General features: G+C 67.0%; 21 protein-coding genes. 3 read left to right on the top strand and 18 right to left on the bottom strand.

Annotation, left to right across the window (positions count from 1 at the left end; translation table 11 throughout):
- Positions 1–108 precede the first annotated feature (108 nt).
- From BBX35_RS01655 to yajC, 6 genes are all read right to left on the bottom strand, one after another.
- Positions 109–1,983, bottom strand: coding sequence for a mechanosensitive ion channel family protein (locus BBX35_RS01655; RefSeq protein WP_067215284.1), 1,875 nt, complete (start codon positions 1,981–1,983; stop codon positions 109–111).
- A 172-nt stretch (positions 1,984–2,155) separates the two neighbouring features.
- Positions 2,156–3,034, bottom strand: coding sequence for a phytoene/squalene synthase family protein (locus BBX35_RS01660; RefSeq protein ID WP_067215287.1), 879 nt, complete (start codon positions 3,032–3,034; stop codon positions 2,156–2,158).
- Between the two features lie 82 nt (positions 3,035–3,116).
- Complete coding sequence (locus BBX35_RS01665) at positions 3,117–3,515, bottom strand: Mth938-like domain-containing protein (protein ID WP_067215288.1); 399 nt, start codon at positions 3,513–3,515, stop codon at positions 3,117–3,119.
- Positions 3,516–3,539: 24 nt separating this feature from the next.
- Positions 3,540–4,514, bottom strand: a complete 975-nt coding sequence (secF, locus tag BBX35_RS23835) for a protein translocase subunit SecF (protein ID WP_067215291.1) — start codon at positions 4,512–4,514, stop codon at positions 3,540–3,542.
- Between the two features lie 17 nt (positions 4,515–4,531).
- On the bottom strand, positions 4,532–6,142 hold the full coding sequence (secD, locus tag BBX35_RS23840; protein ID WP_067215293.1) for a protein translocase subunit SecD: 1,611 nt from the start codon (positions 6,140–6,142) through the stop codon (positions 4,532–4,534).
- A gap of 77 nt (positions 6,143–6,219) precedes the next feature.
- Positions 6,220–6,555, bottom strand: coding sequence for a preprotein translocase subunit YajC (yajC, locus tag BBX35_RS01680; RefSeq protein WP_067218035.1), 336 nt, complete (start codon positions 6,553–6,555; stop codon positions 6,220–6,222).
- A 254-nt stretch (positions 6,556–6,809) separates the two neighbouring features.
- Between yajC and BBX35_RS01685 the strand changes: the two genes are divergently transcribed.
- Both BBX35_RS01685 and BBX35_RS01690 read left to right on the top strand, forming a co-directional pair.
- Positions 6,810–7,706, top strand: a complete 897-nt coding sequence (locus BBX35_RS01685) for an ATP-binding protein (RefSeq protein WP_067215296.1) — start codon at positions 6,810–6,812, stop codon at positions 7,704–7,706.
- Positions 7,707–7,838: 132 nt separating this feature from the next.
- Positions 7,839–8,873, top strand: a complete 1,035-nt coding sequence (locus BBX35_RS01690) for an alpha/beta hydrolase family protein (protein WP_208979738.1) — start codon at positions 7,839–7,841, stop codon at positions 8,871–8,873.
- 31 nt (positions 8,874–8,904) lie between these two features.
- Here the strand turns inward: BBX35_RS01690 and BBX35_RS01695 are convergent, their stop codons facing one another.
- The 5 genes from BBX35_RS01695 to BBX35_RS01715 all read right to left on the bottom strand — a co-directional run bounded on the left by BBX35_RS01695 (position 8,905) and on the right by BBX35_RS01715 (position 15,839).
- A complete protein-coding gene (locus tag BBX35_RS01695) occupies positions 8,905–9,438 on the bottom strand; it encodes a DUF2155 domain-containing protein (RefSeq protein ID WP_067215300.1) in 534 nt (177 codons plus the stop codon).
- A gap of 28 nt (positions 9,439–9,466) precedes the next feature.
- Positions 9,467–12,310, bottom strand: coding sequence for a valine--tRNA ligase (locus tag BBX35_RS01700; protein ID WP_067215302.1), 2,844 nt, complete (start codon positions 12,308–12,310; stop codon positions 9,467–9,469).
- A 143-nt stretch (positions 12,311–12,453) separates the two neighbouring features.
- Positions 12,454–13,095 (bottom strand): PopZ family protein, encoded by a 642-nt coding sequence (locus tag BBX35_RS01705; RefSeq protein ID WP_341871201.1) that lies wholly within the window; start codon positions 13,093–13,095, stop codon positions 12,454–12,456.
- 298 nt (positions 13,096–13,393) lie between these two features.
- Entirely contained in the window at positions 13,394–14,776 is a 1,383-nt protein-coding gene (locus BBX35_RS01710) for a TolC family outer membrane protein (RefSeq protein ID WP_083205961.1), read from the bottom strand.
- 400 nt (positions 14,777–15,176) lie between these two features.
- Positions 15,177–15,839 carry a protein-L-isoaspartate O-methyltransferase family protein gene (locus tag BBX35_RS01715; RefSeq protein WP_067215307.1) on the bottom strand — a complete coding sequence of 221 codons (663 nt, stop codon included), beginning with the start codon at positions 15,837–15,839 and terminating at the stop codon, positions 15,177–15,179.
- Positions 15,840–16,235: 396 nt separating this feature from the next.
- Between BBX35_RS01715 and BBX35_RS01720 the strand changes: the two genes are divergently transcribed.
- Positions 16,236–16,580 (top strand): hypothetical protein, encoded by a 345-nt coding sequence (locus BBX35_RS01720; protein ID WP_067215309.1) that lies wholly within the window; start codon positions 16,236–16,238, stop codon positions 16,578–16,580.
- Here BBX35_RS01720 and BBX35_RS01725 read toward each other — a convergent pair.
- The 7 genes from BBX35_RS01725 to nuoL all read right to left on the bottom strand — a co-directional run bounded on the left by BBX35_RS01725 (position 16,526) and on the right by nuoL (position 24,999).
- Entirely contained in the window at positions 16,526–16,795 is a 270-nt protein-coding gene (locus BBX35_RS01725) for a DUF1467 family protein (RefSeq protein WP_067215312.1), read from the bottom strand. The two genes, BBX35_RS01720 and BBX35_RS01725, sit on opposite strands and share 55 nt — an antisense overlap.
- A gap of 49 nt (positions 16,796–16,844) precedes the next feature.
- Entirely contained in the window at positions 16,845–17,249 is a 405-nt protein-coding gene (gene mce / locus BBX35_RS01730; RefSeq protein ID WP_067215313.1) for a methylmalonyl-CoA epimerase, read from the bottom strand.
- Between the two features lie 119 nt (positions 17,250–17,368).
- The gene (locus BBX35_RS01735; protein ID WP_067215315.1) at positions 17,369–19,072 is read right to left on the bottom strand and encodes a ribonuclease J; all 1,704 of its coding nucleotides are present in this window, start codon (positions 19,070–19,072) and stop codon (positions 17,369–17,371) included.
- 168 nt (positions 19,073–19,240) lie between these two features.
- Complete coding sequence (locus BBX35_RS01740) at positions 19,241–20,053, bottom strand: biotin--[acetyl-CoA-carboxylase] ligase (protein ID WP_067215318.1); 813 nt, start codon at positions 20,051–20,053, stop codon at positions 19,241–19,243.
- Complete coding sequence (gene nuoN / locus BBX35_RS01745) at positions 20,050–21,504, bottom strand: NADH-quinone oxidoreductase subunit NuoN (RefSeq protein ID WP_067215319.1); 1,455 nt, start codon at positions 21,502–21,504, stop codon at positions 20,050–20,052. The genes BBX35_RS01740 and nuoN overlap by 4 nt, the downstream gene beginning before the upstream one ends.
- 22 nt (positions 21,505–21,526) lie before the next feature.
- A complete protein-coding gene (locus BBX35_RS01750; protein WP_067215322.1) occupies positions 21,527–23,038 on the bottom strand; it encodes an NADH-quinone oxidoreductase subunit M in 1,512 nt (503 codons plus the stop codon).
- Positions 23,038–24,999, bottom strand: coding sequence for an NADH-quinone oxidoreductase subunit L (nuoL, locus tag BBX35_RS01755; RefSeq protein ID WP_067215323.1), 1,962 nt, complete (start codon positions 24,997–24,999; stop codon positions 23,038–23,040). The genes BBX35_RS01750 and nuoL overlap by 1 nt, the downstream gene beginning before the upstream one ends.

The following is a 24,999-nucleotide window of genomic DNA, read 5'->3' on the forward strand; positions in this document are numbered from 1 at the left end:
GCACAAAACAGAGCGCCACGCGCGACGCCGCCGAATAGGCGGAAGCGTCCGCGCAAAATACAACGCGTATAGCAGCAGACCGGCGGCCCTCGGGCCGCCGGTTCCGTTTCAGGCGTGCTCTTGCGCCGATAGCTCGGAAGACTGCGCCCCGGCCTTGGGAAGCCCGCCGTCCCGGCCGACATAGGTGACGTTCGCGGGGATCGCGAAATTGGAGCCATGCGCCCGCACGATGCTGCCGATCTCCACCAGCAGCTCTTCCTGGATCAGGAGGAACTCGACCCGGTCGGCCGTCGAGACATAGGTGAACAGCTCGATGTCGAGCGAGTAGGCGCCGAAGCCGACGAACGTGACCCGCAGCGCCACCTGGTCCATCACCCGTGGATGGCCGATCAGATAGGCGCGGATCGCCTCGATGACGGAGAGCATGACCGCCGCGTCGGTCTCGTAGCGCAGGCCGATCGTGTGGCGGAACAGCAGGCGGTCGCGCCGGCTGAAGTTGACGATCTTGCGCTTGGCCAGATCGGAGTTCGAGACGGTGATCAGCGTACGGTCGAGCGCGCGAATGCGCGTGGAGCGGATGCCGATGGCCTCGACGGTGCCGGCAAGCCCTTCGAACTCGCAATATTCGCCCACCCGCACCATCCGGTCGGCATAGAGGATCACCCCGCCGATGAGGTTTTCCAGCGTCGGCTGGGCGGCCAGCGCAACGGCCAGGCCGCCGACGCCGAGGCCGGCGATGACGCCGTAGACCGGAATGCCGATGCGGGTGGCGCCATAGCCGAGCAGGACCACGGCAAGCGCGAAGCCGAACAGGCGGAAGGCCGACAGCAGCAGGCTGGAATCGAGGCTCGCGGCCGGAACCGCCGGGTTCTTCATCACCCAGCTCGCCAGAAGGTCGACGGCCTGATAGGCGAACCAGGCGATGCTCGCCCACTGCACCGCCTCGCAGATGGCGCCGACCACGATCAGTGCATCGCCGGTGATGTTCACCTGATGCTCGATGAGATACCGGAAGGCGAAGGCCGTCAGGAACAGGCTCAGCGGATACTGCATGCGCCGCAGGCGGCGGCGCGCATCGGACACCGGAACCGCCCGCCAGCGGTTCCAGCGATGCAGACCGACCGGCACGGAAACGGCAAGGCCGGCCAACAGCACCAGCGCGATCCACTGCCAGATGGCCTGGTTGGCGAACTCGCCGCGAAGCCAGTCCGGCCCGGCGAGAACGAGAGCGTACCAGCGCGGCGCGACGAGATTGCCCGGCGTGTAGATGTAATGGGCGTAGAGATCCTCGCCGGTATCGGCGCGCGAGGGAAACTGCTTCACCGCCTCGTAGTCGTCGGGGATCCGGGCGACGGTCTGGCGGGATACCAGATAGCGGACCTCGCCCTTTTCGGTTCCCGCCTCGGCGATGACGAGATCGGTGCCGGGCAGCGTCCAGCGCGCCGGCAGGCTGGCAGCCTCCTGCGCATCCAGGAACGTGCCGGCCGCAGCCCCCGGAACGTCCTCCAACTCGGGCAGGTAGATGCGGTCGAGGATCTCCTGGAACTGCAGCGTGATTTCCACCGCGCTGCTGGCGCGTGCGGTCTGCGGGATGTCCGAAAGATCGAAGACCTCGCTGGCCTTGTCGATGAACATCCGCACGATGTCGAGCTGCCGTTGCTGCTCGCCGGACAGGAAGAAGTTGCCGCTGGCCTGATAGTCGCTGCGCACGTCGAGCCACAGCCGGTCGGCCTCGTGCATCAGCAGGAGGAAACTCTCCAGCGTGGCGCGCGGGCTGGAGGTGTCGGGCGGTGCGATGGGATAGTCGCGGAACAGGCGCTGCAGATCGGGAATGCGGCTGCGGACTTCGCGCTCCAGCTCGCGGGACGAATTCTCGTCGGCCTCGCCCGCAGCGCCTTGCTGCAGGGCCTGCGTCTGGGGCGAAGCCTGCGTCCCTGCGTCCTGTGCCTGCGCGGCGCCGCCGAGGGCAATCAGCAGGAGCAACGCGGCCAGCCAGCGAAAACCGCGCCTGCCCGCCGACCGAAATCCGTCGAGACCGCTTCGCAAAGTCTTTTCCCTACCCAATCCGAGCACCGCCAATTTTCCAAAACAGGCAGCGAGCTTGGGTGACAAAGCTGAAGTCGATGTTAAGGGAGCTGCGAGCTCGCTCTTCCGGTCAGGCGATGGACCTGCGGCAGCCCTTGCGCGCGCGGTGCCAGGAACGCCACAGGATCCAGTGCTTGGAGAGCGGCGACAGGTCGACGACCGTGTTCAGCGGATCCTCGCCGCGCTTCTCGATCCGCGACAGCAGCGGCTCGGTCAGGCAGACCGGCAGGAAGGCGGGGATCGCCTCGCGCGGCACGTCGCCGATCCGCTGGCGCAGCTCGTCGAGATGCCGGCGGGCGATGGCGACCAGATCGGCGACGGCGGCTTTCAGCGCCGGGGTCGTCTTGCCCGCGAAGACCTGTTCCCGGTCGACGCCATGCGCGTCGAGCACATCCCCCGGAAGGTAAAGCTGGCGGCGGCGCGCATGCCAGGGCAAGGCACGCAGCAACCCGGTGATGGCATAGGCGACACCCGCATGGCCGGCCGCCTCCGCCGTGCCCGGATCGCGCCCCTGGCACAGGATCATCGCAGCCAGCTGGATCAGCACCGACGACGTTTCGCCGGCATAGCCCTCCAGATCACCGAGCGTCGGCATCGGGTCGTCGTAGAGATCGAAGACGCGCGCATCGATCAGGTTGACGAAGGGCGCGAGCGGCAGGGAATTGGCGGCAATGGTCTGCCGGATGGCGCCCGCGACCGGGTGCTGGTCGACGTCGGCGCCGGCCGGCGCCTCCAGCGTATCTCGCCACCACTGGAAGCGGATCTCGCCCGGCATCGGATCGGAGACGATCTCGCGCGCCCGCGCGATCTCCATGTTGAACGCATAGAGCGCGGCAAGCCCGTCCCGCGCCGCTCCACCGGTGTAGAGCAGCGACAGGTAACGGTCGAAGTCGAACTTGCGCACGAGCGAGAGGCAATGGCCGTCCCCCGTGCCATCCTTGGCCCACATTCAGGGACACCTAGCGCGCAAACAGGAAATGGGGAGCCCGGAACGGGCAGAAGAATGCGGGACGGCGGCCGAACGGGACCGGTCAGTCCACCGCCAGCAGGACTGCGGCGACCGCCCGGTCCTCGGAGAGAAGCACATTGTAGGTCCTGACTGCCGCGCCGGTGGACATCGGGTCGGCCATGATGCCGGCTTCGCGTGCCGCCGAGCGCAGGTCCGCGGTCATCGGCACGAGATCCGCCCCGGTGCCGACCAGCAGCACCTCGATATCCGCGACCTCCTCGAAGACCCGCTCCAGCGCCTGCCGGTCGAGCTGCTTCGGCGCGAGGTCCGCAAAGCCGTAGATGCCGCTGGGAACGCACAGGATCGAGCCCCGATGCGACATGCCGGCGAAGCGGAAGCCGCCATTGCCATAGGCCTCGATCGGCGCGCGGCCGGGAAAGTGCGCGTCGCGAATGACGATGCCCTGTCCGCGGCCGGCCATGTGCGGAACTCCCCTGCCCGGCGATCAGGCGGAGGCGGCCGACGAGCCGCCCGCGGGCGCCTTGCCCTCGCCGCCGTCCGGCGTGTCCCCGTCCTCGCCGGCAATGCTCGACGGGCGCAGGTTCAGCAGGATGAGGAAGGGCGCGGCCAGGAAGACCGACGAATAGGTGCCGATCACCACGCCGAAGATCATCGCCAGCGTGAACGAACGGATCACCTCGCCGCCGAAGAAGTAGAGCGCGGCAAGCGCCAAAAGCGTCGTCAGCGAGGTCATCACCGTGCGCGACAGCATCTCGTTGATCGAGCGGTCGAGAAGCTCGGGCAGCGGCTGCTTCTTGTACTTGCGCAGGTTCTCGCGCACGCGGTCGTAGACGACGACGGTGTCGTTCAGCGAATAGCCGATGATCGTCAGGATCGCCGCGATGCTCGACAGCGAGAAGTCGAGCTGCAGCACCACGAACAGGCCTATGGTGACGACGATGTCGTTGATCGTCGTCAGGATCGCACCGACGGCGAAATGCCATTCGAAGCGGAACCAGATGTAGAACAGGATGACCAGCAGCGAGGCGACGACGGCGATCAGGCCGGCCTGCGCCAACTCGCCGGAGACGCGCGGGCCGACGACCTCGACACGGCGGAACTCGACGCTTTCGGCGAAGCTTTCGCGCACCAGCGACACGACCGCCTGCTGCGCCATCTCGCCGCCCTCGGGCTGCTGCACGCGCACCAGCACCTCGTCCGGGCCGCCGAACTGCTGCACCTGGACGTCGCCGAGGTTGAGCGTGCCGAGCTGGGTGCGGATCGACGAGATGTCGGCCGGCGATTCCATCGTCTTCATCTCGAAAACGGTGCCGCCGCGGAAGTCGATGCCGAAGTTCAGGCCGACCGAGAAGAACAGCGCGATCGAGGCGAGGAACATGATCGCCGACAGCGGATAGGACACCGTCCTGAACCGCATGAAGGCGATGTGGGTGTTTTCCGGGACAATCTTCAAGAGCATGGTTTTTCTCCCGGCGCTCAGAGCGTCAGTTTGCTCGGGCGCTTCCAGCGCACCCACAAGGACACGAGCAGGCGCGACACCGTGAAGGCCGAGAAGACCGTCGTGAAGATGCCGATGGCCAGCGTCACGGCGAAGCCGCGGATCGGGCCCGAGCCGAGCTGGAAGAGGATGAGCGCCGCAATGAGCGTCGTGATGTTGGCGTCGAGGATGGTTCCCAGCGCCCGCGAATAGCCCGCGTCGATGGCGCTGATGGCGGACCGCCCGGCCCGCAATTCCTCACGGATGCGCTCGAAGATGAGCACGTTGGCGTCGACCGCCATGCCGATGGTGAGCACGATGCCGGCGATGCCCGGAAGCGTCAGCGTCGCCTGAAGCGTGGTCAGGGCGCCGAAGATCATCGCGACGTTCGTGATCAGTGCCATGTCGGCGATGACGCCGAAGCGGCCATAGGCGAGGATCATGAACACGATCACCAGCGCGCCGCCGATCAGCGCGGCGATACGGCCGGCATCGACCGAGTCCTGGCCGAGGCCCGGACCGATGGAGCGCTCCTCCACCACCGACAGCTTGGCCGGCAGCGCGCCGGCGCGCAGCAGCACGGCGAGATCGTTGGCGCTCTCCACGGTGAAGCTGCCGGAAATCTGGCCCGAACCGCCGGTGATCGGCTCGCGGATCACCGGGGCGGAGATCACCTCGTTGTCGAGCACGATGGCGAAGGGCCGGCCGACATTGCGCTGGGTGGCGACCGAGAAGGTGCGCGCGCCCGAGGTGTTGAAGCGGAAGTTGACCACCGGCTCGTTGCTGCGCGAATCGAAGGACACCTGCGCGTCCACCAGATCCTCGCCGGTCAGCAGCGGGGTTTCGTCGAGCAGATACGGGGTCGGAGGATCGTCCATCGAATACATGACGACGGTGCCGACCGGCGGGCGGCTCTGCAGAGCCTGTTCCGGCGCCATCGACTGGTCGACCATGTGGAAGGTCAGCTGCGCGGTCTGGCCGATCAGCTCCTTCAGGCGCTGGGGATCGCCCTCGCCCGGCGCTTCCACCAGGATGCGGTCCTCGCCCTGGCGCTGGATGCTCGGCTCCGTCGTGCCGAACTCGTCGAGGCGCAGTCGAATCACCTCGATCGACTGCTGCACGATGGTGCTGATGCGCTGCGTCAGACCCTCGTCGGTATAGGTGAAGCGCACCAGGCCGTCGTCGGCCACGTCGATGGCGAACTCGTTGACGGTCTGGCCGCCGAACAGGTTGGTCACCAGCGGGTTGGTCAGCTCGCTCAGCCGGGTGCGGGCATCGGCCAGCCGCGCGGTGTCGCGGATGCGCACCTGCACGCCGTTGCCCTGCACGCCGAGGCCCGTATAGCCGATGCGCGGCTCGTCACGCAGCTTCTGGCGGATGTCGCCTTCCAGCGTCTTCAGCCGCTTCTGCACATAGTCGGCGCGGTCCACCTCGTAGAGGAGATAGGCGCCGCCCTGAAGGTCCAGACCCAGGACGATCTGGCGGGAGGGCAACCAGTCCGGCAACGCGCGCAAGGCCGCAGGCGACAGGAAGTTCGGCAGAGTGGTGATCACCCCGGCGAGAATGACGAGGACGATCAGCGTGACCTTCCAGCGTGCGAAATAGAGCATGACGTTGCCGTTTCTGGTGTTACGGCGGACCGCCCGATGACGATCCGCCGAACTGGGAAAAGGTTAGACCCGAAAGGTCAGCCGTTGTCCTTGACGGGCTCGGACTTGGACCGGACTTCCGTGATCATGCTGCGCACGGCGCGCACCTTGAGCCCTTCGGCGAGTTCCAGCTGCACTTCGCCGTCGTCCACCACCTTGGAGACCTTGCCGATCAGCCCGCCGGCGGTGACGACCGTGTCGCCGCGGCGCAGGTTCGAGACCATCTCCTGGTGCTGCTTCATGCGCTGGCGCTGCGGACGGATGATCAGGAAGTACATGATCACGAAGATGAGCACGAACGGCAGGAACGACATCAGAAGGTCGGTCGAGCCACCGGCGCCGGCTCCCTGCGCATAGGCGGGCGAAATCAGCATGTACATCTCCCTTGCCGCCCGTGTATCGCGTTTTCGCGATCACTCCACGAGGCCGGCTCCTGAATGAAAGTCGCGCGGACTATACAAGTCGCGCCGGTCTTTGCAAGACGAACCGAGCGGTTCCAGGCCCGCTTCCGCCGGTGTTTTCCCGGCTTTGGCGCGGCCTTCGACCGTGCTAGGAAATTCCCCCCGCACTTCTGCTGCCGGACATCTTGACCCGGCAGGCCCCATCACAAAAGACCCACGGCACAGATATGGATCCCGCACAGCACTACAAGACCCAGGCAGACGATCTCGCCAGCCGCCTCGACACGCTGATCGAGCTGATTTCCCGCGCGGTGCCGCCGGCCCGCCCTGCCCCCGACTTCACTGCCGCGGACGCCTTCGTCTGGCAGGCCGACACGGGCACCCTGGAGCCGGTTGCGAAGGTCAACCGGGTGGACATCGGCCTGCTGCAGGGCGTCGACCGGGCGCGCGACCAGCTGGTCGACAACACCATGCGCTTCGCCAGCGGCTTTGCCGCCAACAACGTCCTGCTGTGGGGCGCGCGCGGCATGGGCAAATCGTCGCTGGTCAAGGCGACCCATGCCCATGTCAACGCCGAGTTGGCGAGCCGCGGCGTGCCCGACCGGCTGAAGCTGATCGAGATCCACCGCGAGGACATCGAGAGCCTGCCCGCCCTGATGAAGCTGGTGAAGGCCGGCGGCCACCGCACCATCGTCTATTGCGACGATCTCAGCTTCGACAGCGGCGATGCCTCCTACAAATCGCTGAAGGCCGCGCTCGACGGCGGCATCGAGGGGCGGCCGGACACGGTGCTGTTCTACGCCACCTCCAACCGCCGCCACCTGTTGCCGCGCGACATGATCGAGAACGAGCGCTCGACCGCGATCAATCCCGGCGAAGCGGTGGAGGAGAAGGTCTCCCTGTCGGACCGCTTCGGCCTGTGGCTCGGCTTCCACAAGTGCAGTCAGGACGAGTTCCTGGCGATGATCGACGGCTACGTGACGCATTACGGCCTCGACTACGACCCGGCGGCCTTGCGCGCCGAGGCGCTGGAATGGTCGACCACCCGCGGCAGCCGCTCGGGCCGCGTCGCCTTCCAGTTCATCCAGGACCTGGCCGGCCGGCTGGGCCGCAGCCTCGCCTGACGGCAGGCTTTGCGCAAAACCGCAGGTTGAACAGAAGTCATCCCGTCCCCACCTGCCCGAAACGGACGGCGGAACAAAGGGGACGGGATGCACAAGCCGGCAAGAACGAACCGCAGGCGCATCGCCCTCGCGATGCTTGCCCTTCTGGTTCTGGTCGCCGCAGGCCTCGCCCTGCTTTCGGGCCTTTCCGACTTCGATCTGGACGGACGCAGCCAACGAGAGCTGACGTTCACGGCAGGCGGCGCGACGCTGTCCGGAACCCTGGTCCTGCCGGATGGCGCGGAAGAGCGCCCGCAGGCGGTGGCCCTGCTGGTGCATGGCGACGGACCGCAGGACCGCTGGTCGAACGGCGGCTATCTTCCGCTCGTCAACGCGCTGCTCGACCGCGGCATCGCCGTCTACTCCTGGGACAAGCCGGGCATCGGCGCCAGCAGCGGCGACTGGCTGGCGCAGTCGATGCCGGACCGCAGCGAGGAAGCCCGCGCCGCGTGGACGGCGGTCGCGCAGGCCCTGCCGCAGGCGCGCGGGCGCATCGGCTTTCTCGGCTTCTCGCAGGCGGGATGGGTGCTACCGGCCGTGGCCGCGCAAGACGGCCCCAAACCGGCGTTCTTCGTTCTGGTGGGCGGGGCGGTCAGCTGGCAGCGGCAGGGCGACTATTTCACCGCGCGCCGGCTGGAGGCCGAAGGGCGCACGCCGGAAGAGATCGCGCAGCACCTGATCGAGACCGACCGAAGCGAGGAAGAGATGTTCTCCGCCCTCGCCGCCGGCACGCTGCCCGAGGCGGACGCGGCAAGGGCGATGGGGACGTCGGTGGAGCGCCTCGCCTTCATCCGGCGCAACCGCCATGCGGACGCGAGCGACGCCATCGCGCAAGTGGATGCGCCGTTCCTGGCCGTGTGGGGAGCCGAAGATCTCAATGTCGACCCGCAGGCAAATGCGGGCGACTACCGGCGGCTGCTCCCTTCTTCGCCGCACCACCGCGTCGAGGTGCTGCCCGGCGCGACGCACGGGCTGTTGAGGTCGAGCCTCTTCGGCTACCAGCTCGCCGACCAGATGCCCTGGTACGCAAAAGGCGCCTTCCTGCTGCTCGGCCGCAAGGCCTACGCGAAAGGCGCCATTCCGCTTGTCGGAGACTGGATCGTGGAGACGGCGCAAGGCGCGAACTGAGGCCGTACGGGCCCGCATCCGCGCCTGCCGGTCACATCGGCGGCTTCAGCCGCGGAAGCACCTGCTCGGGGCCGAGCTCCGGCTTGGTGCCGGCCAGCGGGTCCTCGCCGGCGGCCGCCTCCGCCGAGATCGGCGGGCCGCTGTAGTTGGGCGGCGGGGCGACGGTAGAGGACTGCTTGCAGTCGGTCAGCCACACGTCGTAGACGGCGTGCTCGACCGCGTGCAGGCCGGGGCTCGCCGCGAACATCCACCCGGTAAAGATCCGCCGGACCTCGTTGTTCAGCGTGATCTCGTCCACCTCGACGAAGGCCGTCGTCTGCGGCGCCTCGGTCTCGGGCCGGGTGTTGCACTCGCGCGGGGTCACCTGCAGCGCGCCGAACTGCACCGTCTCGCCGATATAGACGTCGAAGCTAATGATGCGGCCGGTGATCTTGTCGAGACCGGAGAACACGGCAACCGGGTTCTCGATCTTTTCGGCAAGGGCCGGCGACAGGCCCGTCATCAGCACCATCGCCGCGCCCGCCACACCAGGCAGGAAGCTCCGCAACTCCGCAGCCAGCTTCATCCGCACTTCCCTCGCTCAGCTTGCCGGATCACGCATGCGACAGATCGGCAAGACGCTTGCGCGCCTCCACGACCTTGTCGCGCAACTCAACGAGTTCCGCCCGCTTTTCCTGTTCCGCGACGACGATCTCTTCCGGCGCCTTGGCGACGAAAGCCGGATTGCCGAGCTTCTTGTCGATCCGGGCGATCTCGCCGTCCAGCCGGGCTTCCTCCTTGGCAAGCCGAGCCGCCTCGGCACCAAGATCGATGAAATCGGCAAGAGGAAGGCAGAAGACCGCCTCTCCACTGACAATCTGCACCGAACCGCGCGGCGGCACGTCGGCGAGCGACACGCTCTCGGCCCGCGCCAGCCGCAGCAGTGCCGCCTCGTGGGTGGCGAGCCGCTGGCGGGTGACCTCGCCAGCGCCGGTGACGACCAGCGGCACACGGGCGCCGGCCGGCACGTTCATTTCGGCACGCACCGAGCGGATCGAGGTGATCAGGTCCACCAGCCAGTTGATCTCGGAAGCCGAGGACTGGTCGCCGCCGGCCGAAACCGGCCAGCGAGTGTGGACGAGCAGCTTCTCGCGTGCGGCCTCTGCATCGCCCTCGACGGTGCGCGCCCACAGCTCTTCGGTCATGAACGGCATGAACGGATGCAGGATCTTGAGGACCTCGTCGAGCACCCAGGCGGCGGTGGCGCGGGTTTCCTCGCGGGCCTCCTCGCTGCCCTCGCCGAAGATCGGCTTGGCCAGCTCCAGATACCAGTCGCAATAGGTGTTCCAGACGAAGCGGTAAGCCGCGCCGGCCGCCTCGTTGAAGCGGAAGCCCTCGAGCGCCTCGGTCACCTCGGCGACGCAGCGCCCGGTCTCGGTGACGATCCAGCGGTTGACCGTCTCGCGCACGCCGACCGGATCGAAGCCGGCCGGCCGCTTGCCGCCGTTCATCTCGACGAAGCGGGCGGCGTTCCACAGCTTGGTGACGAAGTTGCGGTAGCCGGCAACGCGGCCCGTCGCCAGCTTGATGTCGCGGCCCTGCGCCGCCATCGCCGCCAGCGTGAAGCGCAGCGCATCGGCGCCGTACTCGTCGACCAGCGCCAGCGGATCGATGACGTTGCCCTTCGACTTCGACATCTTCTGGCCCTTCTCGTCGCGGACCAGGGCGTGGATGTAGACCGTGTGGAAGGGCTCGGTCTTCATGTAGTGATCGCCGAACATCATCATTCGGGCGACCCAGAAGAAGATGATGTCGAAGCCGGTGATCAGGACGCTCGTCGGGTAGTAGTTGGCGAGCTCCGGTGTCTTGTCCGGCCAGCCGAGCGTGGAGAACGGCCACAGCGCCGAGGAGAACCAGGTGTCGAGCACGTCCTCGTCGCGGTAGAGCGCAACCGCGCCCTCCCCGCCGGCATCCCAGCGGGCGAGCGCGGCTTCCATCTCGAGGACCTCGACGTCGCGGGCGTAATGCGCGCGCGCCGCCTCCAGCGCCTCGTCCTCGCTGCGCTCGACGAAGATCTTGCCGTCCGGGCCGTACCAGGCCGGGATGCGGTGACCCCACCACAGCTGGCGCGAGATGCACCAGGGCTGGATGTTCTCCATCCACTCGTAATAGGTCTTGTCCCAGTTGCGCGGAACGAAGTTGGTCCGGCCCTCGCGCACGCTGGCGATCGCCGGCTGGGCCAGCGTCTTGGCATCGACATACCACTGGTCGGTCAGGAGCGGCTCGATCGGCACGCCGCCGCGGTCGCCATGCGGGACCATGTGCGTGTGCGGCTCGATCCGGTCGAGCAGGCCAAGCTCCTCCATGCGCGCGACGAGACGCTTGCGCACGTCGAAGCGGTCGCAGCCCTCATAGGCCGAGATCGTCTCGGTGAGCTCGGCGCTGTGCGCGACGCCCTCCAGGAACTCCGGGTTTTCGGCAAGGCGAACCTTCGCCTCGCGGTCGAGAACGGAGATCATCGGCAGGTCGTGGCGACGGCCGACCTCGAAATCGTTGAAGTCGTGCGCCGGAGTGATCTTGACGGCGCCCGAGCCGGCATCCGGATCGGCATAGTCGTCGGCGACGATGGGAATGCGGCGGCCGACCAGCGGCAGCACCACATGCTTGCCGATCAGGCCCTTGTAGCGCGGGTCTTCCGGGTTCACGGCAACCGCCGTGTCGCCGAGCATGGTCTCCGGCCGGGTCGTGGCGACGGTGATGTAGTCGCGCGTCTCGAACTCGGTCGGGTTGCCATCCTCGTCCCAGGCGACCGGCGCCTGGAACGTCTCGCCGCCCTCCAGCGGATAACGGAAGTGCCAGAGATTGCCCTTGATCTCGATCTGCTCGACCTCGAGGTCCGAGATCGCGGTCAGGAGCTTCGGGTCCCAGTTGACCAGCCGCTTGTCCTTGTAGATCAGGCCGTCGCGATAGAGGCTGATGAAGACCTCCAGCACGGCGCGGGACAGGCCCTCGTCCATCGTGAAGCGCTCGCGCGACCAGTCGCACGAGGCCCCCAGCCGCTTGAGCTGGTTGAGGATCATGCCGCCGGATTCGGCCTTCCAGTCCCACACGCGCTCGACGAAGGCCTCGCGGCCCATGTCGCGGCGGCCCGGCTCCTGGCGCTCGGCCAGCTGGCGCTCGACGACCATCTGCGTGGCGATGCCGGCATGGTCCATGCCCGGCTGCCACAGCACGTCGCGTCCGCGCATGCGCTCGAAACGGATGAGGATGTCCTGCAGCGTGTTGTTGAGCGCGTGGCCCATGTGCAGGGAGCCCGTGACGTTGGGCGGCGGGATGACGATCGAATAGGACGCCGCGCCCGGCTCGGCGCCGGCTCCCGCCTTGAAGGCATCCGCCTCGTCCCAGGTCTTGGCGATCCTGGGTTCGACTGTGGCAGCGTCGTAGGTCTTGTCGAGCATCGGTTTTCCCGGGGATTTGAGAACTGATCGCGTGGTTACTCGCTGGCGCGGCGCCAAGTCAACACTCGCGCGGTGGCGGGAGCGGCGCCGCAAACGAAAACGCCGCCCGGTGGGCGGCGTTTCGAGCGGAGGCGTGCGTGGCGTCAACGCCCGCGCGATACCCGCTCGATCTCCTGACGTACCAGCCGCTCGACCAGCGGCGGCAGGTTCTCGTCGAGCCAGCCCTTCAGCATCGGCCGCAGCATCTCCTTGACGAGATCCTCCAGCGTGCGGGCATTGTTGGACAGGATGGTTCCGGCGAGATTGTGGAACGCTGCCTGGACCGCCTGGTTGGCATCCGGCGACAGCAGATCGTCGCCCTCCGGCGCAGCGGACGCACGGGGCGCCGCACGCGGGGCGTCCTTGGGTGCGGGCGCAGGCTCGGGCTCCTGATCGACGAAGGCGACGTCGCCGGCCTCGTCGTCGTCGGTTCCCAATCCCTCGACCATGTCGAAGGCGTCGATCTCGTCGTCGGCCTCGACGGCCTGGTCCTCGGTCAGCTCCAGCACGTCGTCGGTGTCGGCCTCGACCTCCACCTCGACCTCGGCCTTGGCGACCACGGGCTCGTCGATCTCCACCTCGATCTCGTCGTCGCCGGCGGAATCGAACAGCTTGTCGAGATCGTCCTGCGACATCTCCTCGCCGGCGGCGGGCATCGCCTCTTCCGGCTCGGCCGCTGCCTTCCCGCCTGCAGACGTGTCTTCATCGGAAATGATCCGGCGAATGGACGCCAGGATTTCTTCCATTGAAGGTTCTTGAGCTTGACTGGCGTTGGCCATACCGATCCCCGCACTCGAAAACTCTGCGTCCGGCCCGGGGCCGGAAAGCTTCTGACCATCGGCAGCCCTTGGCGGAACTGCCGAGTCGGTCACGAAAAACTATACCGTGTTAAGCCGCCGGGGGAAACGCAACACGGCGCTTCACCGCCGCCCGACAGGCCCGAACGGCCCAACAATTCCCCGATTCGGGCCGTTATGCACGAAAAACCGCCCCTGAAACCTCAGGAGCGGTCTTTTCGAGACGGATGGACGACCGGGCTTTCGCTCAGCGCCCGTCCGGCGTCTTCAGGCCGTACCAGCTGTTGCGCACCTTCTTGTAGTGCGCCGTCTCGTCGTAGCGCGCCACGGCAAGGCCGATCTGGTCGGAGGTCAGCCGGCCGGCGGCCGAGATCAGGGCATAGGCGGCGACCGTGCGGTTGCGCTGCGCGCTGATCAGGCTGACGCGGCTGTTGACCAGGTCGAACTGGGCGTTCAGCACGTCGAGCGTCGTGCGCTGACCGACGCGCTGCTCCTCGATGACGCCTTCCAGCGCCAGCTGATTGGCGGCAACGGCATCCTCGCCGGCCTGGATCGAGGCCTGCGCCGCCTGATACTGGCCCCAGGCCGAGACGACATTGGCGCGGATCTGGTCGCGGGCGACGTCGAGCTGGATCTGGGTCTGGCCGAGATCCTCCTTCGCCTGACGCACGCGGGAGGACACGGCGCCGCCCTGGTAGATCGGGATCGACACGCGGCCGAAGATGCTGGCGCTGTCGACCGTGTCGGTGGTCCGCGAGGACGGCGGGCGCCACTGGCGCTGCAGGTCGGCCTCGACGGTCACGGTCGGCAGCAGCTCGCCCTCGATGGTCTTCACGCCGAACGTGCCGGCATCGACGAGATGCTGTGCCGCAAGGATCGACGGATGGTTCGCCGCGCTGAGGTTCAGCGCCTCCTGCAGCGAGCGCGGCAGCCGGCCGTAGATCGACGTGCGCGCCGACAGCGACTTCGGATCCGAGCCGACGACCTGGCGATAGATGGCCCGCGCCGTATTGACGTTGGCCATCGCCAGGTTGAGGTCCGACTGGGCCTCGGAATAGCGCGCCCGGGCCTGCGACACGTCGGTGCGCGTGCCCTCGCCCACCTCGAACCGGTCCTGCGCCGCGCGCACCTGTTCCGAGAGGAAGGCAAGGCTGCTGCGCCGCAGCGACACGATGGCCGTGGTGCTGATGACGTCCATATAGGCCGTCGCCGCATCCAGCATCACCGCCTGCTCGGTCGCCCGCAGGCTCTCGCGCTCGGCCCGCACCACGGCCTCGGCCTGGCGAACCGAGTTCACCGTGCGGAAGCCGCGGAACAGCGCCTGCGACAGAGACAGGCCGACGGAGGCCGTGTTGCCGTAATTCGAGCGGCCCGGATCGGTCCGGGAATATTGCGAGCCCACATCGATGCGGCCGAAGATCTGCGGGCGCCAGCCCGACAGCGCCTGCGGCACCGACTCATTGACCGAGCGCAGCGCCGCGCGGGCCGCATTCAGCGTGGGATTGTCGGAATAGGCCTGAGCCAACGCCTGGTCGATCGACTGCGCGCGTCCCGTCGCGGGCACGCCAGCGACCGCCACCGCAAGCGCGGTCGCAAAGAGCCATGAACCCGTCCGCTTCACCTTGAACACCCCTGTACAACTCCGGAGCAGCCGCTTCGGCAGAATCACCGGCGGCCGACTTCTGTTTGACGCGGGTCCCTGTGACCCATGATCCTGCCTGTGCGGATCCGCGGTTTTCCGGTCCGCCCCAGGGGCGCCCGCCGCTTTTTGATCCCTTGGTCAGCGCTTCGGACGGTTCCGCTGCGCCATGCCGGTTGCCCGTCCTCCAACGGACAGTCCACGGCTCCGGTACTGTTATCTCCCGCCGGTCGCGACACAACCTTTCAAAGGTAACGGCGCTCGCATTCGGAACCGGCTGCGACCTCTCGGCAACACCTGTGCCCGAAAGTCACGTCGGGGAAACGCAAGAGGCCGCGCGGATGGCGGTCCGGCGCGGCCTCTGAAACTGCGAAAAAGCTTGGGAAAACCGTCAGAAGACGAATTCCTTCGGGCGCTCGAAGCCCGGCAGCAGATGCGCCGAGGCGTTGAAGGCGAAGCGGCCGGACACCGCATCGCCCGAGCGCACATAGAGCTCGGCCTGGCCCGCACCGCCGAGACCGCGCACGACGACCAGCCGGCCGCCGTCCTTGAGCTGCGCCGTCAGCGACGCCGGCAGCACCTCGACGGCGCCGTCGACGAAGATCACGTCATACGGCCCCTCGGACGCGCCGCCCTTGGCGAGATCGCCTTCGATCACCGCCGCGTTCTCGATGCCGAGCTCCACCAGCAGCTCCGATGCGGCGGCCGCGATCTGCGGATCCGACTCGATGCCGACGACGGAGCCGGCCAGCTGCGCGAAGACGGCGACGCTGTAGCCGGTGCCGCAGCCCACGCACAGGACCACTTCGCCCGGCTTGACGGCGGCGAGCTGCACCAGCTTGCCGAAGACATGCGGCTTCATCAGGTAGCGGCTGGTCTCCCCGCTCGCCACGACGATGTCCTGGTCGCTATAGGCGATGCAGCGCTTGGGGGTCGGCACGAACCGCTCCCGCGGCACGCTTTCCATCGCGTCCAGCACCCTCAGGTCCGTGACGTCGTTGGTCCGCAGCTGGTTGTCCACCATGTGGGTGCGGACCTGCTCGTAATCGCCCATTGCACGCCTCTTTGCGTTCTTGCTCCGGTCCGGCACCCCCCGGCCCGGTCTTGCGCCGGTCCGCAAGGCGGACCTGCAAACCCTCATCCGGTTCCTTACCGGGGTCCGGCGCGCCTGACAAGCCGCACGCATGCGCAAGTCCCCGCAAGGTCCGAATGGTGAGATAACGATGCAATCACGGCGTGCATTGAAGGATCGGCTCGGGGGTGACGGGATGGCAGGCGATTGCCGGTGCGCTCACGCAAGACCACCGGTGGCGGACCGCCGCCGGCGACGAGACGACACCGGGCGCCGGCGATGGCGGCCACAGGCAAGGCACCGGCAGCCAGACGGTGCCGATGGCGCAAGGCATCGACGGCGGAAAACAGCGGCATCGGCCTGCCAAGGGAGTGTGCAATGCTGTTTGGCGATCCGAACGATAAGACACCGGCCCAGTCCGGCTGGTCCGTCGACTGGCGCTTCGACCAGCTGCTGATGAAGCTGGGGCGCTATGACCAGATGACGCTGGCCCGCGGGCTCGCCGGGCGCCGGTTCGGCAGCGACGACCTCTCCCTGCTTACGGGAGAGCAGAAGGCGCAGTTCATCTCCGACTGCGAGCAGGAACTGGCGATCGCCATCGCGCTGGACGACAGTCCCGCAGCGCCCCGGCCGGCCAAGCGGCTGACGCGCCAGCGACCGCGCCGGCGTCAGCGGCTGCTGGGCGGCTTGAACGGCAGATCGTCCAGCGTCAGCCCGGAATAGACCTTCAGCCAGTAGACCCCGGCGAACACCACGGCCGCGACGAGCGTGGTGATCAGCGCCTTCTTGAGCAGCTGCGGCCGCTGGGGCGCGCTGGATTCGGTGCCGGGAATCACCTCGCCGCCCTCTTCCTGCGTCACCACGCCGATGGGCAGGATCGCGAAGAGGATGATCCACCAGATGACGAAATAGATCGCGACCGAGGAAACGAGAGACACCGCTTTGCCTTTTTAACGAGAACGTTGCACGCAGACGAAAAGCAGGTCGTCAGACCTGCTCCAGCTCCACCAGGGTGCCGTTGAAATCCTTCGGGTGCAGGAACAGCACCGGCTTTCCGTGCGCGCCGATCTTCGGCTCGCCCGTGCCCAGCACCCGCGCGCCCGTCTCGACCAGCCGGTCGCGGGCGGCAAGGATGTCCTCCACCTCGTAGCACACGTGATGGATGCCCCCCGACGGGTTGCGCTCCAGGAAGGCATTGATCGGCGAATTCTCGCCGAGCGCTTCCAGCAGCTCGATCTTGGTGTTGGGCAGCTCGATGAAGACGACGGTGACGCCATGGTCCGGCTCCGGCTGGGGCTGCGAAACCCGCGCCCCCAGCGTGTCGCGATAGGTCGCCGTTGCGGCCTCAAGGTCCGGCACGGCGATGGCCACATGGTTCAGGCGTCCGATCATCAGCTTCCCTCCTCAAGAAACGGCGACCGGGGCGATCCGCCCGGTGCGCCAGTCACTATCCGCCAATCACGACCCGAAGTCATGACGCATGGCGGGCGCGCCCGCCACCCGTCATTTGGTCACACGCGCTGGACCAGCGCCTCGGTCAGCGGCTTCTTGCCCCAGCAGTCGCGCACCGCAGCGCGCGCCGCCCGCCGTGCCGCCTCGGCGACGAGATCGTCGTCCCGGCGCCGGTTCTTCGGAATGCTGTCCAGCGCCGACATCACCTCGTCGATGACGATATCCTCGAGGTCGTCGCCCTCGCGGTCGGTCTCCGGCAGGCCGAACATCGACACCATCGGCTCTCCGATCACCATGCCCTTGGCGTCGATGACGACGCACACGGTCATCGCCCCGGCAAAGGAGAGCTTGCGCCGCTCGTTGACGCCCATCTCCTCGACATCGCCGTAGAGAAGGCCGTCCTTGACCGTGATGCCGACCGGCACTTCGTCGACCACCGTCAGCTTGCCGGTTCCAAGTCGCACAATGTCGCCGTTGCGGGCGATCAGCGTATCCTTGATGCCGTGACGGACCGCCAGGTCGCGATGCGCCTTCAGATGCATCGCCTCGCCATGCGCCGGGATCAGGGCCTGCGGCTTCAGCAGATCATAGAGCTGCAGCAGCTCGTCCTGGCGCGGATGGCCGGACACGTGCACCAAGGCGTCGCGGTCTGTGACGATGTCGACCTCGGACTCGGCCAGCTTGTTGATGATGCTGCCGACCGCCTTCTCGTTTCCGGGAATGGTGCGGGAGGAGAAGATCACCATGTCGCCCTTCGACAGCGCGACATTGCGGTGGTCGCCGGCGGCGATGCGGGCGAGCGCCGCCCTCTCCTCGCCCTGGCTGCCGGTCAAGAGCAGCACGACGCGCTCCGGCGGCAGGTAGCCATAGGCATCCTCCGACAGGAAGGCGGGAATGTCGTCGAGATAGCCGAGCTCGCGGCAGACCTCGATGGTCCGCTGCATGGAGCGGCCCATCACCACGACGTCGCGTTCGGCCTCCTTCGCGGCCAGCGCGACCGAGCGGATGCGCGCCACGTTGGAGGCGAAGGTGGTCACCGCAACGCGGCGCTTGGCCTTGCGAATGACCGTGGCGAGTCCCTTGGCAACGTCCGCCTCGCTCGGGCTGGAGCCTTCGCGCGGGGCATTGGTGCTGTCGCAGATCAGCGCCAGCACGCCCTCGTCGCCGATTTCGGCGAGCCGCTGGGTGTCGATCGGCTTGCCGATGCCCGGCGTCGGGTCGATCTTCCAGTCGCCCGAATGCAGCACAGTGCCGGCCGGGCTGCGGATCGCCAGCGCGCAAGGCTCGGGGATCGAGTGCGACATGGCGACGAACTCGACCTCGAACGGGCCGATCTCGACGCGGGCGCCCTGCTCGACCACCGTCACCGGGATCTTGCCGACGCCCGGCTCGCCGGCCGCCTTGGCCTCCAGCAAGCCGGCAGTGAACGGCGTCATGTAGAGCGGCGCCTTGAGCCGCGGCCACAGATGCACGATGGCGCCGTAATGGTCCTCGTGCGCGTGGGTTATGACGATGCCGTCGAGCCGGTCCAGCTCTTCCTCGATGAAACGGATGTCGGGGACGACGATGTCGACGCCGGGAAGGTCCGGCCCGGCGAAGGTGACGCCGCAATCGACCATCAGCCAGCGTCGGTCGTGCTCCGGGCCGTAACCGTAGAGCGCCATGTTCATGCCGATCTCGCCGAGGCCGCCGAGCGCGACGAATACGAGCTCGTTTTCGCCCGAGCCCTTGCCCTTGCCGCCGGCTCTTTTTCTGGTGGCCATTGAATGCTCCTGTATCGACCGGACAGGCAGCAGCGATCCTCGCGGATCCTGCTGCGGCCCGGTCATCTCGAATGCCAATAAGGGCCGTCCGCCGCATGCGGACAGCCTCGCGTCGCGTTTGTGGTCACCGGCAGGGCATCCGCGACATGCCCGCCTGCAATCTCGTCGTCAGCCGGCGGTCTTGCCGGGGGCGGAGGCGCCAAGGGCCGCGCCATCGAAGAAGACATCGCCCGCGGCGATGGTCTGCCTCGTGTCGCCGGTCTCCAGCACCAGCCGCCCTTCCGGGTCGAGCCCGGCGAAAATTCCGTTCAGTTCGCGGTCCTCGAGCCGCACCCGGATCGGCGCGCCGATGCCGACCGCACGGCGGCGCCAGTCGTCCAGCACCTGCGAGAACGGCGCCTCGCGCCAGCGCGTCATCTGCTGCGCGATGCTGGCGGCGAGCGCCGCGAAGGCCCGGTCCGGCGTCACCTGAAAGCCGAGGCCCGCCAGGTTCGCAGCCCTGTAGTCCGGAAGGTCCGGATGATGCGAAAGGTTAAGCCCGAAGCCGCATACCACCGCGCGCCGACCGTCGGCAAGCATGGTGGCCTCCAGCAGGATGCCGGAGATCTTGGCGCCGTCCACCAGCAGGTCGTTCGGCCATTTCAGCCGCACGAGGCCGTAGGTGCCGGTCATCGTGTCGACGGCATCGGCAAGGGCAAGCGCGGCGACCAGCGGGAACTGGCCGATCCGCACGGGCGGCACCGGATCGATGGTCAACAGAGAGGCATATAGGTTGCCGGGTTCGGAAACCCAAGGGCGGGCGCGCCGGCCGCGCCCGGAAGTCTGGCGGCCGGCGACGATCCACAGATTGCCCGGATCGCCCTCTCCGGCCGCTGCAAGGGCGGCGCTGTTGGTCGATCCCAGTTCCGCGTGAGCGGCAACGCGGTATCCAGCGACGCCGGGAACCTCGCGGACCCGGCCGTCGAAGGCGAGCGTGCTCAGAACAGCGTCCCCGCCGCAGTGCCGGCCATTTCGACGATGGAGCCGGCAAAGACCACGAAGAACACCACGAAGGCCGAGGACAGGCCGAGGGTGAACTTCAGCTCCACCGGCATCGGCAGGAACTGGCGCGCCGGCTCATCGAAGAACATCACCTTGCAGATGCGCAGGTAATAGTAGGCACCGACCACCGAGGCCAGCATGCCGATCACCGCCAGCGGATAGAGACCCGCCTCGACCGCCGCCAGGAACACGTAGAACTTGGCGAAGAAGCCGACGAAGGGCGGAATGCCGGCCAGCGAGAACATCAGGATGCCGAGCAGCACCGCCATCGGCAGGTTGGTGCGCGACAGGCCGGCGAGATCGGAAATCTCCTCGACCATGCCGTCCTTGCGCCGCATCGACAGGATGCAGGCGAAGGCACCCAGCGTCATCGCCAGATAGGCGGTCATGTAGATCATGACGCCTTCGACACCGGCCTTGGAGCCGGCGGCAAGGCCGACCAGCGCAAAGCCCATGTGGCCGATGGACGAATAGGCCATCAGGCGCTTGATGTTCTTCTGGCCGATCGCGGCGAAGGCGCCGAGCGCCATCGAGGCGATGGAGATGAAGACGACGATCTGCTGCCAGTCGTGGGTCACCGGCTCGAACGCTTCGATGACGACACGGGTCATCAGGCCCATGGCGGCGATCTTCGGCGCGGCGGCGAAGAACGCCGTGACCGGGGTCGGCGCGCCCTCGTAGACGTCCGGCGTCCACATGTGGAACGGCACGGCCGAGATCTTGAAGGCAAGGCCGGCGAGGATGAACACGAGGCCGAAGATCAGGCCGAGCGACGAGCCGCCCTGCGCAGCGACCGCCGCGGCGATGGCCGCAAAGCCGGTCTGGCCGGTGAAGCCGTAGACCAGCGACATGCCGTAGAGCAGCATGCCCGAGGACACCGAGCCGAGGACGAAGTACTTCAGGCCCGCCTCGGTGGAGCGCACGCTGTCGCGGTTGAACGCCGCGATGACGTAGAGCGCCAGCGAGGACAGTTCGAGGCCGAGATAGAGCGTGATCAGGTCGTTGGCCGACAGCATCAGGAGCATGCCGAGCGTCGACAGCACGATCAGCACCGGATACTCGAACCGCTCGAAATTCTCGTTGCGGGCGAAGGCCACCGACATGGCGATGGCGAAGCCCGAGCCGATCAGCGTCAGCAGTTTGAGATAGCGGGCGAAGCCGTCGAGCACGAAGGCGCCGTGGAAGCTCTGCGTCTCGGTGATGCCGAACTGCGCGGGCAGCAGCAGCGGCAGGGCCGCCACCGCCAGCAGCGCGACCGACAGCGCGGTGACGTAGGGCGTGATCCTGCGGCCGCCGAACACGCCGATCATCAGCAGCGCCAGCGCGCCGATGGCGAGGAACAGCTCCGGCAGCGCGGGCGAGAGATCCGGGAGTTGGGAATAGGCGTTCATGGCGTCTTTCGTCCTCGGGACCTTACTGCGCCAGCATGGCGGTCGACTGGGCCGCCTCGATCGCGGCCTGGTATTGCGTGACGAGCGCGCCCACGGAGGCGGCCGTGGCATCCAGGATCGGCGCCGGGTAGAAGCCGAACAGGATGGTCAGGATGATCATCGGAACCAGGATCACCTTCTCGCGAAGCGTGAGGTCGGTGATCGACTTCAGGCTCTCCTTGTCGAGCACGCCGAACACGACGCGCCGGTAGAGGAAGAGCGCATAGGCGGCCGACAGGATGACGCCGGTGGTGGCGATCAGCGCCACCCAGGTATTCACCTGGAACGCGCCCATCAGCGTCAGGAACTCTCCGACGAAGCCGCTGGTGCCCGGAAGGCCGACATTGGCCATGGTGAAGATCAGGAAGGCCACCGCATAGAACGGCATCCGGTTCACCAGGCCGCCATAGGCGGAGATCTCGCGGGTGTGCATGCGGTCGTAGATCACGCCGACGCACAGGAACAGCGCGCCGGAGACGATGCCGTGCGAGAGCATCTGGAACAGCGCACCCTGCACGCCCTGCTCCGTCATGGTGAAGATGCCCATGGTCACGTAGCCCATGTGCGCCACCGAGGAGTAGGCGATCAGCTTCTTGATGTCTTCCTGGGCGAGCGCCACCAGCGAGGTGTAGACGATGGCCACCACCGAGAGGGTGAAGACCAGCGGCGCGAACATCTCGCTCGCCAGCGGGAACATCGGCAGCGAGAAGCGCAGGAAGCCGTAGCCGCCCATCTTCAGCAGGATCGCCGCCAGGATGACCGAGCCGGCCGTCGGGGCCTCCACGTGCGCGTCCGGCAGCCAGGTATGGACCGGCCACATCGGCATCTTCACCGCGAAGGAGGCGAAGAAGGCCAGCCACAGCCAGGTCTGCATGCCTTCCGGGAAGCCGTGCGACATCAGGGTCGGGATGTCGGTGGTGCCGGCGTTCCAGTACATCGCCATCAGCGCGATCAGCATCAGGAGCGAGCCGAGCAGCGTGTAGAGGAAGAACTTGTAGCTGGCATAGACGCGCCGCTTGCCGCCCCACACGCCGATGATCAGGAACATCGGGATCAGGCTGGCCTCGAAGAACACGTAGAACATGACCAGATCCAGCGCGCAGAACACGCCGATCATCAGCGTTTCCAGCACCAGGAAGGCGATCATGTATTCCTTCACCCGCAGCTGCACGCTCTGCCAGCTGGCGAGGATGCAGAAGGGCATCAGGAACGTGGTCAGGATGACGAACAGCATGGAGATGCCGTCGACGCCCATGCGATAGCCGATGCTGGCGCCCAGCCACTCCCCGCTTTCCTGGAACTGGAAGCCGGGATTTGTCGCATCGAAGCCGCCCCAGATGAAGAGCGACACGATGAAGGTGAACACTGTGGTGATCAGCGCCACGCGGCGCATGTTCTCCTTCGCCCCCTCGTCCTCGCCGCGGACCAGCAGGATGAAGAAGACGCCGACCAGCGGAAGGAAGGTCGTGATCGAAAGAAGCGGCCAGTTGCTCATCAGTGAGCGCCCCCGACGGAGAACATGGACCAGGTGATCAGCGCGGCGACGCCGATCAGCATGGCGAATGCGTAGTGATAGAGATACCCGGTCTGCAGGCGCACGGCCCAGGAGCTGACGTCCTGGACGCGGGCGGCGATGCCGTCCGGTCCGAGCCGGTCGATGGTCGCCATGTCGCCCTTCTTCCAGAGCTGGCGGCCGAGCCACATGGCGGGCCGGACGAAGATCGCGTCATACAGCTCGTCGAAGTACCACTTGTTCAGCAGGAAGCGGTACAGGCCGTCGTGACGCTCCGCCAGGCGGCGCGGGATCTCGGGCGAGCGGATGTAGAACAGCCAGGCGAACGCGAAGCCGAGCACCATCATCACGAAGGGCGAAGCCTTCACCCACAGCGGCACCTCGTGGATGTCGTGCAGGATGTGGTTCTCCTCGGAGGTGAACAGCGCCCCCTTCCAGAAGCCCTCGTAGCCCTCGCCCATGAAGACGCCGGCGAAGACGAGACCCGCGAACAGCGCGCCGACCGCAAGGATCATGAGCGGCACGGTCATCACCAGCGGGCTCTCGTGCACATGCTTCATCACGTCGACGGAGGCACGCGGCTTGCCGTGGAAGGTCATGAAGGCAAGGCGCCAGGAGTAGAACGAGGTCAGGCCGGCAGCCGCCACGGTCAGCCAGAAGCCGTACATGGCGAATGCGTTGTGGCCGACATAGGCCGCCTCGATCACGCCGTCCTTGGAGAAGAAGCCGGCGGTCAGCGGGAAGCCGGTCAGCGCGAGCGTGCCGATCACCATCATCCAGTAGGTCAGCGGGATGTGCTTTGCGAGGCCGCCCATCTTGCGCATGTCCTGCTCGTTCGAAACGGCATGGATCACCGAGCCGGCACCGAGGAACAACAGCGCCTTGAAGAAGGCGTGCGTGAACAGATGGAAGATCGCGATCGAATAGCCGCCGACGCCGAGCGCGACGAACATGTAGCCGAGCTGCGAGCAGGTCGAGTAGGCGATGACGCGCTTGATGTCGTTCTGGACGAGGCCGACGGTCGCCGCGAAGAACGCCGTCGTCGCGCCGAAGAACGTCACCACGGTCAGCGCGGTGTGCGACAGCTCGAAGACCGGCGACAGGCGCGCCACCATGAACACGCCCGCGGTCACCATGGTCGCGGCGTGGATCAGCGCGGAGACCGGCGTCGGGCCTTCCATCGCGTCCGGCAGCCAGGTGTGCAGCAGGAACTGCGCCGACTTGCCCATGGCGCCCATGAACAGCAGCAGGCAGGTCACGGTCAGCGCCGCGTCCTGGGTCAGCTGGTAGCCGAGGAAGTCGAGAACGACCTTCGGCTCGCCTTCCGCAAAGCCCTGGGCATTGGCGAAGATCGCGTCGTAGTCGGCAGAGCCGAACAGCACGAAGACGCCAAAGATTCCGAGAATGAAGCCGAAGTCGCCGACGCGGTTGACCACGAAGGCCTTCATCGCCGCCGCGTTCGCGGACGGCTTCTGGTACCAGAAGCCGATCAGCAGATACGAGGCGAGACCGACGCCCTCCCAGCCGAAGAACATCTGCAGCAGGTTGTCGGAGGTCACCAGCGTCAGCATGGCGAAGGTGAACAGCGACAGGTAGGCGAAGAAGCGCGGACGGTGCGGATCGTGGTGCATGTAGCCGATGGAGTAGACATGCACGAGCGCGGACACCGAGTTGACCACCACCAGCATGACGGCGGTCAGCGTGTCGACACGGATCGTCCACTCGACATCGAACGTGCCGGACGTGATCCAGCGCATCACCGGCTCCTTGACCACGGCGGTCTCGCCGTAGCCGATGGAGAAGAACCCGATCCACGACAGGATGGCGGCCACGATCAGCAGGCCGGAGGTGACGTATTCGCTGGCCTTGGCACCGATCACCCGGCCGAAGATGCCGGCGATCAGGAAGCCGATCAGGGGCAGAAAGACGATAAGCTGGTACAT

Source organism: Stappia indica, from assembly GCF_001696535.1.
GTDB classification, from domain to species: Bacteria; Pseudomonadota; Alphaproteobacteria; order Rhizobiales; family Stappiaceae; genus Stappia; species Stappia indica.